This is a genomic window from Ornithinibacillus liuyingii (genome assembly GCF_055550225.1).
Genome location: NZ_JBPWOS010000005.1, coordinates 224,940 through 243,402 on the forward strand (window position 1 = coordinate 224,940; position 18,463 = coordinate 243,402).

The following is an 18,463-nucleotide window of genomic DNA, read 5'->3' on the forward strand; positions in this document are numbered from 1 at the left end:
TCATATAAAGGGATATTGAATACGTGGAATACGTATGTTAATATATTTTTACAAACGTAATGCATTACGAAAGTGAATCAATCCTGATATGTTTGCCTATATCATATGTTTTGACCGAACAGTTTTATATAGGGAGCTTAGCAGTTTTCGTGTGGCATACATGCCTCGTTTTCAACTAACGAGAGGACGTATAAAATACGAAACAAGGCACCCACCTGCTCGTAGCGGGGATCAAAACTTACTATAGGCGGCATTATTGGGATTGATGTATACATAAATAATAGGTAAGGCTAGCAGAGAAGCTAGTCTTATTTTTTTGCGGTTTGGAATAATCGTTATATCTGGATACTACAATCATGAACGTAATACTTTAACGAAGTGTTGACTTTTTAGATAATTTCATATAGTTTTTTCCAAACATTATTAATAAATAGAATTAATTTATGATCAACAGGTGAGCGAAGTTTAGGAAATGGTATTCATAATGGGGGGGATGGAAATGGAAGATTGTTTTATTTGTGCTAAACATACGGGGGAAATTTCTACTTCGGGCGTAACCATCTATGAGGATGATGTCGTGTATGTTGGACATATCGATCAAAATGGAAAACCGAATTATCTAGGTCATATTATGATTGATTTGAAGCGACATGCTCCAACCCTTGCTGATTTGACGATAGAGGAAGCAAAAGTATTTGGGGTTATGATGGCACGTGTCAGTAAAGCTTTAGTTCAAAGTGTTGGGGCAGAGCATGTTTACTCACTAGTTTCGGGAAATAGCGTTCCACACCTTCATATGCATCTAGTTGCACGTTATCCAAATACGCCTGAAAATTATTGGGGACCAATGGCGGTTTACGATTGGAAGGAAGCACCTTTTGGTGATAACGAAGAGGTGATTCAGCTGTGCAAAAAAATAAAAGCGTATCTGGAGAAGTAATGATGGAGGGTAGGATAAAGGAATACACCTGGATAGGAAGTCAAATAGATTATGTAGATCAGATTAATGTTCAGCAACTTAGTCATGTCGTAATAGGGAACTTCGGTGGAAATTCTTCTGCAGGTCAATATAAAAATGAGGATGGATGTCTCGTATGGACTGATCAAAATAAATGTTGGGAGTTTGCTGTTTTATTAGATGCCCATCATTCAGCGGAAAGTGCAGAATTAGTGATGAATCAAATAAATGCCAATAAAAGTCATATACAAGATCTATGCAATGACCCATCTATTAAAGGGATAAAGGATATAGAGCATACCATAGTTAATATGTTTATGGATGGGGCATTTCTCAGAGCATGTCGGAAAGTTAAAGGAGAGACGGCGTGTTTACTTGTATTAAGAAAAGAGAAGTATCTATGGTGGTTTTCTGTTGGGGATTGTCTTTGCTATGTATTTCATCCGGAGCTTGCCGAATTAGGTCAATATCAAGTTAACCAACGGCATTTTTATGAATGGATAGGGAAAGTTAATACATTTGAGCAATCTGTTCCCTGTTATAGTAGTGGTGTCAGAGAACTAAGAAAAGGGTTAGATCGAATTTTTTTAACGACTGATGGATTAATTGAGTGCCCTAATGATCCATTTGCATCTCCTGTAGATATCTATCGAATGATGAGTAAACATTCCAATCATAAAGGCATTCAAAAAATACTGCAAACAATACAACATCATAATGTTAGAGATAGCACCACGATTATTACTTGGGAGGTCACGGTCGATTCAGCTGTGACAAGACCTAGCGATGAAGTAGATGTGGAACAAAGCTAAGCCTAGCGCAAAAAGAAAAAACCGAACTAATTCAAATTCTTCTAATAGAATCGTGATAAGTAGTTCGGATTTTTCTATACCTACTATGCTTTTATTACAAACAAATCTTATATCGACTGGGTTATATGTTGCTTAGTTAGATCCCTGGGCAATTTGCTCAAGGTTACCATTCTTGTCCATACGGAAAGCAGGAGCTTTAAACGAGCCTTGGTCTTCTAATACCGTCATCTTTCTTGCTCGGTCCATGATTTGGACGAATACTTTATAATCTTCTTGAATAGTAGATAGCTCTTGTTTCGTCTCCGTGAGTTCCTTTTCAAGTTTATTAATCTGTTCTTTTAGTAAAGCATTCTCTTTCTGTGCTTGGTCAAGAGATACTTTTGATTGATTGGAAGCATAATAGTCTTTTTTGAGTTGGTTCAAAAATTGAATAACTGTTTCCAATGTAATAGCCGATGGTGTAGTATATTCTGGTTCTCTACTAGTATCTTCTGTTACAGGGGTTTCATAGTTTTGTTGAAAGGCAATAACTGGTGCTCTATTCGCCTTCTTCGCTTTCTCAATGGCTCGTTTTTTCTCTTTACGTTGCCTTTTAGCTAAATCAATCGCATTAATATATTTTTTTCGGATTTCAGCATTCCATCTAAAGCCACAAGCTGCTGATGTGCGATTAAGCTTGTCTCCGACTTCCTCAAAGGCATTTAATTGTGTGCTTCCTTCACGAATATGACGCAGTACAGTTTCTGCAAGTAGTAAGTCGTCCTCGTGTGACCATGCATCCTGTCTAACTTTTGTCATGTATGTTTCATCTCCTTTTTCCATAACTACCTAATCAAAACAATAGATTTTTTAACTAGTAAATTTTCTAAGTCAAAAAGTCAGTTCATTAGATAGACAGTTTTAGAATTGACTTTTAGGACATTATTTCCTTTTACATAGTCTAGACGGGAGATGATTTTTTTATACGTTAGGAGGATATAATTTTTAACGGATTGTTATATGGAGATGTATAAAAAAACTAGGCATCAATTAAGGATGCCTAGCTTATACCTCTTTAATTATGACTCTTTTTCTCTTTTAGTATCTTCTCATACACTTGTTTCATAGCTTGTTCAAATTTTCCGGTTTCCTTTGGCGTGTAGTATTGTTTGTTTTTTATTGTATCAGGTAAATATTGTTGATAAACCCAACCGCCAGGATAATCATGTGGGTATTTATAGTCTACACCTCTACCTAGACTGGACGCTCCTTGATAATGAGCATCTTTTAAATGCTTTGGAATATCACCGCTTTTACCACTGCGAATATCAGCAATTGCAGCATCGAGAGCCTGATATGCTGTATTTGATTTCGGCGATAAACATAGTTCAACAATTGCAACTGCAAGCGGAATTCTTGCTTCTGGGAAGCCTAATCTTTCTGCCGCCTCTACTGCCGCAACTGCACGAGGACCTGCTTGCGGATTGGCTAGTCCTATATCTTCGTAGGCAATAACGATCATTCTTCTAGCGATTGAATCTAAGTCACCAGCTTCAATTAATCTACCTAAGTAATGTAATGCCGCATCAACATCGCTACCACGAATCGACTTTTGGAAAGCTGATAATACATCATAATGAGCATCACCATCTTTATCGTGGGAAAAGCTCTTGCGTTGCATACATTCCTCTGCAATGTCGATGTTGATAACGATTTCACCATCTTGATTTGGTGGTGTTGATGCCACAGCTAACTCTAACCCATTTAAAGCAGATCGCATATCGCCACCAGAACTTTGTGAAAAGTGCTCTAGCGCTTCATCAGTAAGAATAACTTTCTCATTACCATATCCATTGTCTGAATCAGTTAGTGCTCTTTGGATAGCTTTTTTGACATCTAATGGTGTTAAGGCATGTAATTCAAATATGTGGCAACGACTTCTAATGGCAGGGTTAATTGCGTGGTAGGGATTACTTGTCGTACAGCCTATTAATGTTATTAAATTACTCTCCAAATGGGGGAGTAGGAAATCCTGCTTTCCCTTATCCAAACGATGTACCTCATCTAGGATTAAAACCATGGAACCGGACATTTTTGCTTCTTCTACAACTATTTCCATATCTTTCTTTTTATCAATGACTGCATTTAATTTTCTAACTTGAAGTTTAAGCGTCTTTGCTATCGCTGTTGCCATCGATGTTTTACCAGTACCCGGGGGCCCATAAAGAATCATCGATGCCAGCTTCTCCGCCTTTACCATTCGGTTTATGATTTTTCCTTCCCCAACTAAATGTTCTTGTCCAATGATTTCACTTATATGATTAGGTCTTAGTCGATAGGCTAGTGGTTGATGTTTCATCTTCATCGTCCTTTTATAAATTATAATAGTTTGGTAATCTTAGCCTAAGCTTGATTCGAAAAAAATGCAAGAAGACTAACTTCATGCTATAATACCATGTATTTTAAAGTTTAAGATGATAATGGTATAGTTAATATAGAAGTAATAGGAAAAACGGTAAGGATTAGAGGAGTTATAGTAAATGAAAATTTCAACTAAAGGACGTTATGGGCTGACGATTATGCTGGAGCTTGCACGTAATTATGGAGAAGGCCCAATTCCATTAAAAACAATTGCAAAAGAAAATAGTTTGTCAGAACATTACCTAGAGCAACTGGCTGCACCACTTAGAAATGCCGGACTCATTAAGAGTATTCGAGGAGCGTATGGCGGATATATCTTACCAAAGGATCCAAAAGAGATTAGTGCAGGGGATATCATTCGAGTACTAGAGGGACCGATTGTCTTAGTAGAGGGAATCGAGGATGAGGAACCAGCCAAGCAGGCATTATGGAAGCGTGTTACAGAGGCTGTTAAAGATGTTTTAGATAAGACGACATTGGAAGATTTGGTCAACCATGAGAAGGATGACCCATTAGAAGGATATATGTTTTACATTTGATTTAATGACTAGAAAGGACGAGCGTAATGGAACATATATATTTAGATCATGCTGCAACTACACCGATGGATAAAAGAGTAATTGATGCAATGGTACCAGTTTATGATGAGGTGTTTGGAAATCCTTCGAGTGTCCATTCGTTTGGCAGAAAAGCGAGGCAATTATTAGATGAAGGAAGGCGAGTTCTTGCTGGAAGTATCCATGCTAATGAAAAAGAAATTATTTTTACTAGTGGCGGAACCGAGGCAGATAATCTTGCCTTAATTGGAACAGCAAAAGCGAACCAGCATAAAGGAAAACACATCATTACGACGGCTATGGAGCATCATGCAACATTGCACACTGCTGAGTATTTAGAAAAAGAAGGCTTTGAGGTAACATATCTTCCTGTTAATGAGGAGGGGAAGATTTCCGTTAATGACCTTAAAAATGCTTTAAGAGATGACACGATTCTTGTTTCGATTATGTATGTGAATAATGAAACGGGAATCATCCAACCAATTAAGGAAGTCGGGGGATTGTTAAAGGATCATCCAGCATATTTCCATACCGACGCTGTCCAAGCCTATGGCACAATAGAGATAAACGTACAAGAGCTTGGTGTGGATTTATTATCTGTCTCCGCACATAAAATAAACGGTCCAAAAGGAATTGGCTTTTTATATGTCAGAGAAGGGATTAAATTGAATGCCTTGCAATTCGGTGGCGAGCAAGAGCGAAAACGCCGTCCAGGGACTGAGAATGTTGTTGGCGTTGTCGGTTTTCAGACTGCAGTAGAAGTAATGATTAGAGAAAGAGAAATTCGTAATACTAAGTATGCAGCATATAAGGAACAGTTTTTACAGGTATTGAAAGAACAAGGCATTAATTTTAGTGTGAATGGGGATATAAACAGCACCATTGCTTCGATTGTGAACGTAAGCTTTCCAGGTGGTAATGTAGAAAAGTTACTTGCTAATTTTGATTTAGCTGGAGTAGCAGCATCTAGCGGAAGTGCTTGTACAGCAGGTTCGGTGGAACCCTCACATGTATTAACAGCGATTTATGGTGAAAATAACCCATGCACAACTAGCTCGATTCGATTTAGCTTTGGAGCTGCCAATACTAGTGAAAATGTCGAAGAAGCAGCACATCGTGTTGCCAAAATTATAAAACGATTAGTAAAGTAGGGTGTTCATAATGAAAGAAAATAAAGATATACGTGTTGTTGTAGGAATGAGTGGTGGAGTCGATTCATCAGTAGCTGCACTACTATTAAAGGAACAGGGGTATGATGTAGTCGGTATTTTTATGAAAAACTGGGACGATACCGATGAATTTGGTGTCTGTACCGCAACAGAAGATTTTGAAGATGTTGTTCGTGTATGTAATCAATTGGATATCCCGTATTATTCAGTTAACTTTGAAAAGCAATACTGGGATAAAGTGTTTACGTATTTCTTAGATGAATATAAAGCAGGGCGCACACCTAACCCAGATGTAATGTGTAATAAGGAAATTAAGTTTAAAGCATTTTTAGATTATGCACTAGATTTAGGAGCGGATTATTTAGCTACTGGACATTATGCTCAAGTTCGTGAACATAATGGAAAGTATGAAATGTTACGCGGGGTAGATTCAAATAAAGACCAAACATATTTCCTAAATCAATTAACTAGTGATATTTTAGAAAAAGTTATGTTTCCACTAGGTCACTTACCAAAATCTAAAGTGCGTGAAATTGCCAAAGAACACGGCTTAGCTACTGCTACGAAAAAAGATAGCACTGGAATTTGTTTCATCGGTGAGCGTAACTTTAAAGAATTTCTTAGTGAATATTTACCTGCACAACCTGGTGAAATGCAAACCCTTGATGGAGAGGTGAAGGGAAAGCATGATGGATTGATGTATTATACGATTGGTCAACGTCAAGGACTAGGAATCGGTGGTTCAGGTGATCCATGGTTTGTTGTTGGTAAGAATCTAAAGAAAAATATTCTTTATGTGGAACAAGGCTTTAGTAATGAATATCTATATTCTGATGAACTACTAGCGACAGATGTTAATTGGATTAATCCTGATACAGTTGAGAAAACCTTTACGTGTACGGCAAAATTCCGCTATCGTCAAGAAGACAGTGGGGTAACCGTACATGTATTGGATAACGGTGACTTAAAGGTAGTATTTGATGAGAGTCAACGCGCTATTACACCAGGCCAAGCTGTTGTATTCTACGATGGTGAGGTATGTCTTGGTGGTGGAACAATAGACAAAGTAAAGAAACAAAACAACGTATTAGATTATGTTGGATAGGGAGTACGACAATGAGTAAAATTGCAGAAGCAGTCGAATTAATGAAAGAAAGTAAATATGAAGAAGCAGCTAATCTATTTAATGAATATATCGAAGAAAATCCTAATGATCCGGTTGGGTTTATAAACTTTGGTAATTTATTATTGCATATTGGTGAGCATGAAAGTGCCATTAATTTCTTTCAAAAGGCTTTATCGTTAGAAAATACAACCGCTACAGCCTATTATGGGATTGGAAATGCTTATTTTGAAATGGAAGATTTTCCAAAAGCACAGCAGAACTTTCTTGAAGCGATTAAATTGGGATTAGAAGAAGCAGACGTATATTTTATGCTCGGAATGTCTCATCAAAACCAACAGCAATTTAAATTAGCTTTGCCGTATCTTTTAAGAGCCAAGGAAATAACACCTCAAGATGAGGAGGTCGTGTTTCAGTATGGACTTGCTTTAGCACAGAGTGAATTGTTATCGGATGCTAAAAAGGTTTTCGAAACGGTGTTAGAATTAAATGAAAGCCACAGTGATGCTTTATATAACTTAGGCGTCATTTCATTATTCGAAGAAGACGTAACTAGTGCAGTAGCATATTTTGATGAAGCACTAAAATATAATCCGAATCATGTGCTAGCAGCGAATGGAAAGCGGGTAGCAGAGGAAGCAATAAATTAATTGCGGTATGGGAATGTGAGGTATTTAGTATGGACCAACTTCAACCTGTGGAAATCGAAGAATATATAAAGGGAGAGCTTCTCTATACAATTTTTCATAATGATGTAGAGCATTTTTCCATTGCCAAGGTAAAAATACTAGATACTAATCTAAACTATGATGAGAAAGAAATTGTCATAAAAGGCTACTTTTCCCAATTGCAGGAAGGGACTGTGTATCGGTTTATTGGTCAACTTGAAAAGCATCCTAAATATGGACAGCAATATAGTGTTATTTCCTATCAAACATTTATTCCAGATACAAAGGAAGGACTAATCGCTTATTTAGCTAGTGATATGTTCTATGGAATCGGAAAAAGAACTGCTAAGAAGGTTGTTGACCATTTAGGAGAATCTGCTGTTTCTTCTATATTAAACAATCCTTCTGTTTTAGATTCCGTCCCAGGGTTAAAGAAAGAAGCTGCTAATACGATTGTCAAGACATTACAAGAGAATCAAGGCTTTGAACATGTAGTAGTTTACTTAGCAAAGTATAATATTGGTCTTAAAATGGCGCAGAAAGTCTATGAACAATATAAGGATGAAACGATAGAGTTATTAGAAGATGATCCATACCGCTTAGTATTTGATGTGGAGGGTTTCGGATTTCATACAGCAGATGAGATTGCAAAGAAGAATGGATTATCTCTATCCAGTCCAAATCGAATTGGAGCTGGATGTATTTATATATTGCAAAGAAGTGTGCAGGATGGTCATGCATTCTTGCCATTAAACCAATGCCTTGATGAGGTCAGTGCGTTATTAAGTAATCAGGAGTATGTCCTAACAGAGGACGAAATCAAAAGTACGATAGAAAAGTTAAATAAGGAAAAGAATGTAATCCTATATAAAGGCAAAGTGTATCTACCGTCTTTATATTATGCAGAAGATGGATTTGCCTCTAGTGTTAAACGATTAATTTCTTCTCAGATGGATGAAGCTACTACGCTAGCTGATTTAATGAAGATTATCGGCAAAATTGAAGAGGAAGAAATCCTTAGCTATGGAAAGGAACAGTTTGCTGCTATCGAACAGGCACTAAAATCAAAACTGATGATTCTTACAGGTGGTCCTGGAACTGGTAAGACTACCGTTATTAAAGGGATTATTAAGGCATATGCGGCTGTTCATAATCTTTCGGTAGAAACAGCAGACTATGAGCATAAGAAGGACTTTCCTTTTGTCCTTGCTGCACCAACAGGGAGAGCAGCAAAACGATTAAATGAATCGACAGGTCTTCCAGCTCTTACGATACACCGCCTCCTAGGTTGGAATGGTAGTGAAGGCTTTGAGAAGAACGAGCATGAGCCTTTGAACGGAAAGTATCTCATAATTGATGAGTTTTCTATGGTAGACATATGGTTAGCTAATAATCTATTTAAAGCCATCCCTACGGATATGCAAGTACTAATCGTTGGAGATGAAGATCAACTTCCATCTGTTGGTCCGGGACAGGTGTTAACCGATTTGTTGGAAAATAATCATATTCCAAAAGTAAGCCTACATGAAGTTTATCGGCAAAAAGAAGGTTCAAAGATAATCCAATTAGCTCATAGTATAAAGAATGATACGTGCTCAGTGGATAGCTTAACGAATGATAAAGATTTTAGTTTTATTGCATGTCGGGAGCATCAAGTCGTAGACGTCATTACCAAGGTGTTTGAGAAGGCGATGAATAAAGGACTTGATGTTCGAGATATTCAAGTATTAGCACCTATGTATAAGTCCCAGGCAGGAATTACTATCATTAACAATGCCTTACAAGCATTAATTAATCCAAAAGGAAAAGGTAAGCGTGAAGTTAGGCATCATGACACCCTATTTCGAATTGGAGATAAAGTAATCCAATTAGTCAATCAACCAGAAGATCATGTGTATAATGGGGATATTGGTGAGGTAGTTGCTATTTTCAGAGAAAATGAAAATACAGAGAATGTGGAGCAATTAGTGGTGTCATTTGATGAACGGGAAGTCGTCTATGAGCGAAAAGACTATGACAACTTAATGCTGGCATATTGTATCTCTATCCATAAATCCCAAGGAAGTGAGTTTCCTATTGTTATATTACCTGTTGTGTCCACGTATAACCGTATGTTACGGAAGAATCTATTATACACTGCAATTACAAGAGGACAGAAATCACTTATAGTATGTGGTGAGAAACAAGCCTTTTTACGAGGAATTCAGACGAAGGATACGAATAAACGGTATACATCCTTGCAAGAACAGTTAATCGAAAGATTAGGAGACGTACAAGTTTCAAGTGGGGATACAGTAGAAGAGGAATACGACATTTCCCCTTATGATTTCATGTAAGTAGGTATATTTTGGAGAAAAAGGGAAAGCATAACATAATACTTATAAATTATTTCCAGGAGAGATTAGTATTTATGTTAATGCGATGCCCGAATTGTAGTAGTAAAGATATAGGAAAAATTGGTTCACAGCAGTACTATTGCTGGAATTGTTTTGTAGAAATGTCTGTATCAGGTAATGAATTAACCGTGCATCAAGTTGAAGCGGATGGAAGTTTAAGCTCGCTCAATGATTTATTTACAGAAGAAGAAAGAAAACTAGAATGGTAATCCTTTAGTTTTGAACAAAAATTCCTGACTAAAGGGGTGTACCAGATGTTTTCTCAAAAAAAACCGATTCATTTTCTTTATTATATCGTGACAGGGATATTTGTATTTTTATTTATTTATTTGCTTGTAAAGCTTTTTCCTTATTATAAGGCGTTCTTCTCCTTCCTGTTGCATGTAGCAGCACCCTTTTTGATTGCCAGTTTAATCGCCTATTTACTGTATCCTATTGTCCAGAAAATTCATCAATACAATATTCCTAGAAGTATTGCAATTTTATTGATATACATTCTATTTTTCGGTGGACTTGGTTATTTAATTTATCGTGTCTATCCTGCAGCTGTGGCACAATTACGGGATTTAAATGCGTATTTACCACAGTTGATAGCTATGTATCAAGATCTTATCTATCAAGTTTATGCTTCTACCTCATTTTTACCGGAAACCGTCCATGATAGGATTGAAGAGACTATTCTGTCGATTGAATCGAGTCTTGACGGATGGATAGGTAAGTTAGTTGGAGGCGTAACCAAAATTATCGATTTTATTGTTTTGTTAACGGTTATTCCGGTATTAGTTTTTTATTTCTTAAAGGATTATGAGAAAATCAAAGGATATGTCAAACGATTTATACCGTCTAAGTATCGCGATAATTCTAGTAATCTTGTCCATGCCATTGATGAAGGCTTAGGTGGATATTTGCGTGGGCAATTATTAGTTAGTCTATTTGTTGCCATAGCGTCATATATTGTGTTTCAATTTTTGGGATTGAATTATGCCTTGCTACTTGCTATATTTATGGGCATTATGAATTTCATACCATATTTTGGACCAATTATAGGAGCAGTTCCGGCGGTATTAATTGGTTTAACCGTTTCGGGAAAAATGGTCCTGTTCATCGTTATTGGTGTATTTGTTATTCAATTAATTGAGAGTAATTTACTCTCCCCATACATCGTTGGTAGAAGTACAAGAATTCATCCGGTTGTCATCATTTTCGCTTTATTACTAGGTGGTAAAATTGGTGGCGTCTTAGGAATGGTAGTGGCGGTACCTGCATTTACGATATTGCGGGTCATTATGAAACATACTTGGATTATGATTAGAGAAAATTGACTTTTTAGGTAAAGTTATCTATAATATCGCTATCAATAATTATTTAATACGATGAAGGTTCTGAGTACATGGCACTCGATTTTCTAGAGAGAGGTTTCCTAGGCTGTAAGAAATCTTAAATTAGAACCATGGAAAGCTAAACCTGAGTACGGCTAATCCCCGTCGGTTTCATACCGTTATCATGCTTAAGTGATGGATAGTAATGTCCATAATTAGGGTGGTACCGCGAATAATCTCGTCCCTGCAAATATTGCAGAGAGGAGATTTTTTTATTGGTGTATTTTCTACTTATAGCATGTAAATGAACTGTAGCGTGCTAATATGCATTGGACACCCGAAAAATCAATTATGAATAATTTTAAAAGGAGGATATAGATGAAAAATTTAACATCTGCTCAAATTAGACAAATGTATTTGGACTTCTTCCAAGAAAAAGGCCACAGAGTGGAACCAAGTGCTTCACTAGTCCCACAAGATGATCCAACATTATTATGGATAAATAGTGGGGTAGCGACATTAAAGAAATATTTTGATGGTCGTGTCATTCCAGAAAATCCCCGGATTGTTAACGCTCAAAAATCAATCCGTACAAATGACATTGAAAATGTAGGGTATACAGCAAGACACCATACATTCTTTGAAATGTTAGGGAACTTCTCTATTGGAGATTATTTTAAAAAAGAAGCCATTGCATTCGCATGGGAATTTTTAACGAGTGAAAAATGGTTAGGCTTAGATCCAGATAAGCTATCTGTAACTGTTCACCCGGAAGATGATGAAGCGTATGAAATGTGGTTAAACGATATTAAGCTGCCGAAAGAACGAATCATTCGTTTAGAAGAAAACTTCTGGGATATCGGTGAGGGTCCAAGTGGTCCGAATACTGAAATCTTCTATGATCGTGGAGAAAGCTATGGCAAAGATCCAAATGATCCAGAATTATATCCCGGTGGGGAGAACGACCGATACTTAGAGGTGTGGAACTTAGTATTCTCACAATTCAATCATAATCCAGATGATACGTATACACCACTTCCTAAGAAGAATATCGATACAGGAATGGGATTAGAACGTATTGTCTCCGTAATTCAAGATGTACCAACTAACTTTGAAACAGATTTATTCATGCCAATTATTAAGAAAACAGAGCAATTAGCAAATGTAAAGTATGGGGTAGCGAAAACGAGTGATACAGCGTATAAAGTAATTGCTGACCATATCAGAACGGTAAGTTTTGCTATTAGTGATGGGGCACTACCATCAAATGATGGAAGAGGCTATGTATTAAGAAGACTAATACGTCGAGCAGTTCGATTTGCGAAAGAAATTGGAATCGAAAAACCATTTATGTACGAATTAGTTAAAACGGTTGGAGAAATCATGAAAGATTTCTATCCTACTGTCCTACAGCAACATGACTTTATACAAAATATTATCAAAGTAGAAGAAGAACGCTTCCATGAAACCTTGAATGAAGGGCTAGATATCCTAACTACTATTATTGAGAAAGAAAAAGGGAAAGGTTCAACTGTTTTCCCAGGTGAGGAAGTATTCCGACTTTATGATACGTATGGTTTTCCTAAAGAATTAACAGCAGAATATGTGGAACAATTAGGATTTAGTATAGACGAAGCTGGATATGATAGAGAAATGGAAAAACAGCGTGAACGCGCTAGAAACGCTCGACAAAAGGTAGATTCTATGCATGTTCAAGATGAAGTGTTTAGTAAATTAGACGTGGAGAGTGAATTTATCGGATATGATAGTTTAGAATCCGATACGAAGATAGTGGCATTATTGAAGGATGGAGAATTAGTAGAGCGTGCTAAGAAAGATGAAGAAGTATTGATTTTCCTACAAGAAACGCCATTTTACGCGGAAAGTGGCGGTCAAATTGCAGACCATGGAATAATCAGTAGCAGTAATGGGAATGCTTCTGTGAAACATGTACAAAAGTCACCTAAATCACAAAACATTCACCGTGCTGTTGTAGAAGATGGTGAACTACGTGTTGGTGATCTTGTTAAAGCGATGGTGGATTCTGAATCCAGAAACTTAGTGATTAAGAACCATACAGCAACCCATTTACTTCACCAAGCGTTAAAAGATGTACTTGGAACACATGTCAATCAAGCCGGCTCTTTAGTTGCATCTGATCGACTACGATTTGACTTCTCTCACTTTAATGCAGTTTCTATAGAAGAGTTAAACCAAATTGAAAAAATTGTTAATGAAAAAATTTGGGATTCCATTCCTTTAGATATTAGCTATAAGAGTCTAAAAGAAGCAAAAGAAATGGGAGCCATGGCTTTATTTGGAGAAAAATATGGTGAGGTTGTCCGAGTTGTTCGTATTGGTGATTACAGTCTTGAATTATGTGGTGGTATACACGTTGGAAACACTTCAGAAATAGGTCTATTTAAAATCGTTTCAGAAGGTGGAATTGGTGCAGGTACGCGCCGTATTGAAGCAGTAACAAGTAAATTTGCTTATCAATTCTTGTCAGAGAAGGTAAATCTTCTCCAAAATACAGCTCAATTAGTGAAAACGAAAGATGAGAAAGTACCAGAACGTGTCGAGGCACTATTCCAAGAGATCAAAACATTACAAAAAGAAAATGAATCATTAAGTGCTAAGCTTTCCAATTTAGAAGCTTCCTCTATTTTGGAGCAGGTAGAAGAAGTTTCAGGTATTAAGGTGCTAGCTCAAAAAGTTAATGTAAAAGATATGAATCAACTAAGAACAATGGTTGATGAGTTGAAACAGAAGCTTGGTTCTGCCATAATTTTATTAGCAACAGAAAGTGGTAATAAAGTGCAACTTGCATCAGGAGTTTCAAAGGATCTAATCGAACGAGGATTACATGCTGGTAATTTAATTAAGGGAGCTGCACAGCTTTGTGGCGGTGGAGGCGGTGGACGCCCTGATATGGCCCAAGCCGGAGGAAAAGATGCAAGTAAAATTAATGACGCATTAGATTTCACGAAACAGTACGTGGAATCGAATCTGAAAGCATAAAGATGTAAACCATCATAGCTCATGAATGTTAAAAAATATTATATTTAATCTTTCAAACATGGTAGAATGAATAGAGAGTCAAAAAGCGGAATGAGGTGTCGTGATGAGTTCAAATGATAAAACCATGAAATTCAACTTTTCGGAAGAGCCATTTGATCGAGATATAAAAGAAATCTTAATGACTGTCCATGAGGCACTTCAAGAAAAAGGATACAATCCCATTAATCAGATTGTTGGTTACTTATTGTCCGGAGATCCTGCATATATTCCAAGATATAAAGATGCAAGAAATTTGATTCGTAGAATTGAACGTGATGAAGTGATTGAGGAACTTGTCAAATATTATTTAGAACAGCAATATAAAAAAGGTATTTAAATGAAGATAATGGGTTTAGATGTTGGCTCTAAGACAATTGGAGTCGCTATAAGTGATGAATTGGGATGGACAGCCCAAGGATTAACAACGATTAAATGGGATGAAAATGATATTCATTCAGCAGATAGTCAATTAAAAACCATAATTGATGAGCATAATATATCAAAAGTAGTCATTGGCTTACCTAAAAATATGAATGGAACGATTGGGGAACGTGGTGAGGCATCACAGCGTTTTGCCGCATATATTGAAGAAAAGTACAATCTCCAAACTATATTATGGGACGAGCGCTTAACGACGATGGCAGCTGAACGAGTGCTACTCGAAGCGGATGTAAGTCGAAAGAAGCGTAAAAAGGTAATCGATAAAATGGCTGCTATGATGATTTTACAAGGCTATCTTGATCAAAAGTAAAAAGGAGACTAATAATATGGCTATTGAAGAAAAAGAACGCATCATCATTCCTGATGAAAATGGAGAAGAACATTTATTTGAGGTATTATTTACATTTGATGTAGATGATACAGGAAATTCTTACATTGCAGTAGTTCCTGCTGAACAAAAAAATGACGAGGAAGTAGAAGTTTATGCTTTCCGTTATGAAGAAAAAGATGATGAGGATATTTCATTATTTGCTATTGAGTCAGATGAAGAGTGGGACATTGTAGAAGAAATGCTAAATACATTAGCTGAAGAAGAAGAATTGAACGATTAAACGTTATCCAAAGAACAAAGCTAAAAGAATCCCCTACCACTATACAATGTGATAGGGGATTCTTTGCTTTATTATAAAATAACTTTTAAAAGCTAATATCAGTCCTTCATTATAGCATCAGGGAACTTAGATAATAGTACAATTAAATTGTATTTCTTGGGGAAATAATAGGATACATATGAGCCACTTTTCATGTATAAACTGATAAATCCTAGCGTATATTGTCATTTTTTAGTATAATATACCGGATGAGAGGGGGACGATGAATGTCGAAAGGAAAAGATAAAGGTACTTTTAAAGATAATTTAATTGCAAGAGGTGAAGAAGCTCGTACAGTTCGCAAAATCGTAGCAATTGTTATCTTTACCATTATCATTATCCTTGCTATCGGTGGTATAGTTGGATACAACTATGTTAAATCGGCTTTAGAACCAGTGGACCCTGGTAATGAGCAAGGTGTTGAGATAGAAATTCCTTTAGGTTCATCCACTTCAAGTATTGCCAATATACTTGAGGAAAATGAAATTATAAAAAATTCGATGATTTTTCGCTTCTATATAAAGTTTAAAAATGAGTCAGACTTTCAAGCAGGAAACTATACATTCACGAAGTCAATGACGATTGATGAAATTATAGAGTCCTTAAAAAGTGGTCGAATAACGAAGGAACCAGTGTACAGGGTTACAATTCCAGAAGGTCTAACCATTGAAGAAATCGCAAGCATATATGCAGATAAACTTCCGATTACAGAAGAAGAATTCTTGGAAAAGGTAACGGACGAAGCGTATATCAATCAACTTATTGAACAGTATTCCATACTAACGGAGGATATTCTCAATCCAGAACTACGGTTTGCACTAGAAGGATATCTTTTTGCAGCAACATATGATTTTTATCAAGAAGATCCACCAGTGGAATTAATAATAGAAAATATGTTGGACAAGTCTCAAGCTGTCATCAGTCAATATGTTGATAGTATTTCTGAAAGGGGATTATCCTTACATGAAGCGGTAACAATGGCTTCGATTGTAGAGAAGGAAGCAGTGACAGAAGATCAACGTAAGAAAATTGCTGGTATTTTCTTTAATCGATTAGAGATTGGTATGCCGTTACAAACTGATCCAACCGTATTATATGCGCTAGGTGGTCATAAGGAAAAGGTGTTATTATCCGATTTAGAGGTGGATTCACCATTTAATACGTACCAGATTAATGGCTTACCTATTGGACCTATTTCAAATTTCTCGGAAAGTGCATTAGAATCTACCGTTAATCCTGAGGAGTCTGATTTTTATTATTTCCTACATGATAAAGATGGTAATATTTATTATTCTGAGACATTAGAAGAACATAACGCATATAAGTCACAATATATTAATTAATCTCGAGGAAGTGTGAAGAATCTATTCACATTTCCCGTTTTTTTGCATGTGGTGTCAGAACGTTTTTTACTGATTAAGGATTTAAGTATAAGATTACCACAAATTGGTATCCTAATAGGATAAGTATAAATGAGGGTTATAAATGGATGAACAGTTATTAAATTATTTGAACAGTCACCTTCCTCCATCAGAGGATTGGGTAAAAGACATTGAACAGCAAGCACATATCGATCGTGTCCCAATTATGGATTCCATTGGGATAAATTTTCTAATGCAGTTAATTCGTTTATCAAAACCGAAGCGAATTTTAGAAATTGGTGCAGCTATTGGGTATTCAGCTTTAAGAATGAGTGAAGCCAATCCGGAAGCAACCATAACAACGATTGAAAAAGATGACAAAAGGTACCAACAAGCAATAGAAAATATTAGGAAAAACAACAGGGAAGCGGCAATTAAAATTATATACGGTGACGCCATAGAGGAGTTAAGTAGGCTAGCAGAAAATAAAAATAATACGTATGATTTTATCTTTATAGATGCTGCGAAAGGTAGCTATAAGCGTTTCTTTGAATTATGTTTCCCGCTATTAGCTGATCACGGTGTTATTATTTCAGATAACGTGCTATTTCGAGGCTATGTCCTTGATCCAAATTTTGACCACCCACGTTACAAGAAAATGGTCGAGAAAATTCGATCGTATAATGAATGGCTGGTAAATCATCCTAGCTTTATCACAACGATATTACCTATTGGTGATGGGGTTGCAATTAGTTATAAAAAATAGAAAAGGGGTAGCAAGATGCAAGACAAACCAGTAGTAATTGGGGTTGCAGGTGGTAGTGGAAGTGGGAAGACCTCTGTAACGAAATCAATCTGCCAGCGATTTTCAGATAAAACAATTCTTGTAATAGAGCAAGATTATTATTATAAAGATCAAAGTGATTTACCGTTTGAGGAGCGTTTAAAAACAAATTATGACCACCCACTTGCTTTTGATAATGATTTATTAATCCAACATATTCATGATTTATTAAATCATAAATCCATTGATAAACCTGTATATGACTACAAGGTTCACAATCGTTCGAAGGAAGTTATTACGGTAGAACCTAAGGATGTAATTATTTTAGAGGGAATATTAATATTAGAGGACCCTCGCTTAGTGGACTTAATGGATATAAAAGTGTTCGTTGATACAGATGCTGACCTTAGAATTATTAGAAGGTTGCTTCGTGATATTAAGGATCGTGGAAGATCTCTTGATTCGGTTATTGATCAATATTTAAACTCTGTAAGACCAATGCATTTACAATTTGTAGAACCTACGAAGCGTTATGCAGATATTATCATCCCTGAAGGTGGAGAAAACCACGTCGCAATTGACATCATGGCGACAAAAATCGCGGATATTCTGTCGAAAAATAAAGAAAATAGTTTAAACAAAAGTATTGAAAAGTAAAATAAAATCTGCCATAGTTATGGATAGTATACTTTTTAGTTGAATTGGGTTATCCCATAACACAATCAAGGTATTCTTGATTTAAAGCAGTAGATAGACAAAGGAGTG

The 18,463-nt window shown here is 36.4% G+C and carries 18 protein-coding genes, 1 other RNA gene and 1 other annotated feature; of the genes, 17 read left to right on the forward strand and 2 right to left on the reverse strand.

Translation table 11 applies throughout. The features are described 5' to 3' along the window. The first annotated feature begins 77 nt into the window (after positions 1-77). From ssrS to ACSKT4_RS08810, 3 genes are all read left to right on the forward strand, one after another. A non-coding RNA gene (gene ssrS, locus ACSKT4_RS08800) (6S RNA) lies at positions 78-267 on the forward strand. Between the two features lie 232 nt (positions 268-499). Beyond that, complete coding sequence (locus ACSKT4_RS08805; RefSeq protein ID WP_186870318.1) at positions 500-940, forward strand: HIT family protein; 441 nt, start codon at positions 500-502, stop codon at positions 938-940. Beyond that, positions 907-1,770, forward strand: coding sequence for a PP2C family serine/threonine-protein phosphatase (locus ACSKT4_RS08810; protein ID WP_366481175.1), 864 nt, complete (start codon positions 907-909; stop codon positions 1,768-1,770). Before ACSKT4_RS08805 ends, ACSKT4_RS08810 begins: the two co-directional genes overlap by 34 nt. Before the next feature lie 132 nt (positions 1,771-1,902). On the opposite strand, the gene ACSKT4_RS08815 is transcribed toward ACSKT4_RS08810, so the two are convergent. Further along, positions 1,903-2,568, reverse strand: coding sequence for an RsfA family transcriptional regulator (locus ACSKT4_RS08815; protein WP_186870319.1), 666 nt, complete (start codon positions 2,566-2,568; stop codon positions 1,903-1,905). A gap of 256 nt (positions 2,569-2,824) precedes the next feature. Next, the gene (locus ACSKT4_RS08820) at positions 2,825-4,108 is read right to left on the reverse strand and encodes a replication-associated recombination protein A (RefSeq protein WP_186870320.1); all 1,284 of its coding nucleotides are present in this window, start codon (positions 4,106-4,108) and stop codon (positions 2,825-2,827) included. A 181-nt stretch (positions 4,109-4,289) separates the two neighbouring features. On the opposite strand from ACSKT4_RS08820, the gene cymR reads away from it, so the two are divergent. The 14 genes from cymR to udk all read left to right on the forward strand — a co-directional run bounded on the left by cymR (position 4,290) and on the right by udk (position 18,355). Further along, a complete protein-coding gene (gene cymR, locus ACSKT4_RS08825; protein WP_186870321.1) occupies positions 4,290-4,709 on the forward strand; it encodes a cysteine metabolism transcriptional regulator CymR in 420 nt (139 codons plus the stop codon). A 26-nt stretch (positions 4,710-4,735) separates the two neighbouring features. Further along, on the forward strand, positions 4,736-5,878 hold the full coding sequence (locus tag ACSKT4_RS08830) for a cysteine desulfurase family protein (protein ID WP_186870322.1): 1,143 nt from the start codon (positions 4,736-4,738) through the stop codon (positions 5,876-5,878). A gap of 10 nt (positions 5,879-5,888) precedes the next feature. Further along, on the forward strand, positions 5,889-7,001 hold the full coding sequence (gene mnmA / locus ACSKT4_RS08835) for a tRNA 2-thiouridine(34) synthase MnmA (protein WP_186870323.1): 1,113 nt from the start codon (positions 5,889-5,891) through the stop codon (positions 6,999-7,001). Positions 7,002-7,012: 11 nt separating this feature from the next. Next, positions 7,013-7,669, forward strand: a complete 657-nt coding sequence (locus tag ACSKT4_RS08840; RefSeq protein ID WP_186870324.1) for a tetratricopeptide repeat protein — start codon at positions 7,013-7,015, stop codon at positions 7,667-7,669. Positions 7,670-7,698: 29 nt separating this feature from the next. Further along, entirely contained in the window at positions 7,699-10,023 is a 2,325-nt protein-coding gene (gene recD2, locus ACSKT4_RS08845; protein WP_186870325.1) for an SF1B family DNA helicase RecD2, read from the forward strand. Positions 10,024-10,097: 74 nt separating this feature from the next. Then, positions 10,098-10,292, forward strand: a complete 195-nt coding sequence (locus ACSKT4_RS08850; RefSeq protein ID WP_186870326.1) for a hypothetical protein — start codon at positions 10,098-10,100, stop codon at positions 10,290-10,292. 45 nt (positions 10,293-10,337) lie between these two features. Beyond that, the gene (locus tag ACSKT4_RS08855; RefSeq protein ID WP_186870327.1) at positions 10,338-11,405 is read left to right on the forward strand and encodes an AI-2E family transporter; all 1,068 of its coding nucleotides are present in this window, start codon (positions 10,338-10,340) and stop codon (positions 11,403-11,405) included. Positions 11,406-11,447: 42 nt separating this feature from the next. Next, positions 11,448-11,651, forward strand: a binding site (T-box leader). A gap of 129 nt (positions 11,652-11,780) precedes the next feature. Then, positions 11,781-14,423 (forward strand): alanine--tRNA ligase, encoded by a 2,643-nt coding sequence (gene alaS / locus ACSKT4_RS08860; RefSeq protein WP_186870328.1) that lies wholly within the window; start codon positions 11,781-11,783, stop codon positions 14,421-14,423. 103 nt (positions 14,424-14,526) lie between these two features. Then, positions 14,527-14,799, forward strand: coding sequence for an IreB family regulatory phosphoprotein (locus ACSKT4_RS08865; protein ID WP_186870346.1), 273 nt, complete (start codon positions 14,527-14,529; stop codon positions 14,797-14,799). Further along, positions 14,800-15,213 (forward strand): Holliday junction resolvase RuvX, encoded by a 414-nt coding sequence (gene ruvX / locus ACSKT4_RS08870; RefSeq protein WP_186870329.1) that lies wholly within the window; start codon positions 14,800-14,802, stop codon positions 15,211-15,213. Positions 15,214-15,229: 16 nt separating this feature from the next. Beyond that, positions 15,230-15,514 (forward strand): DUF1292 domain-containing protein, encoded by a 285-nt coding sequence (locus tag ACSKT4_RS08875; RefSeq protein ID WP_186870330.1) that lies wholly within the window; start codon positions 15,230-15,232, stop codon positions 15,512-15,514. Between the two features lie 266 nt (positions 15,515-15,780). After that, a complete protein-coding gene (gene mltG, locus ACSKT4_RS08880; protein WP_186870331.1) occupies positions 15,781-16,896 on the forward strand; it encodes an endolytic transglycosylase MltG in 1,116 nt (371 codons plus the stop codon). A 142-nt stretch (positions 16,897-17,038) separates the two neighbouring features. Continuing rightward, complete coding sequence (locus ACSKT4_RS08885; protein ID WP_186870332.1) at positions 17,039-17,680, forward strand: O-methyltransferase; 642 nt, start codon at positions 17,039-17,041, stop codon at positions 17,678-17,680. Between the two features lie 15 nt (positions 17,681-17,695). Next, positions 17,696-18,355, forward strand: coding sequence for a uridine kinase (udk, locus tag ACSKT4_RS08890; protein WP_186870333.1), 660 nt, complete (start codon positions 17,696-17,698; stop codon positions 18,353-18,355). Positions 18,356-18,463 lie beyond the last annotated feature (108 nt).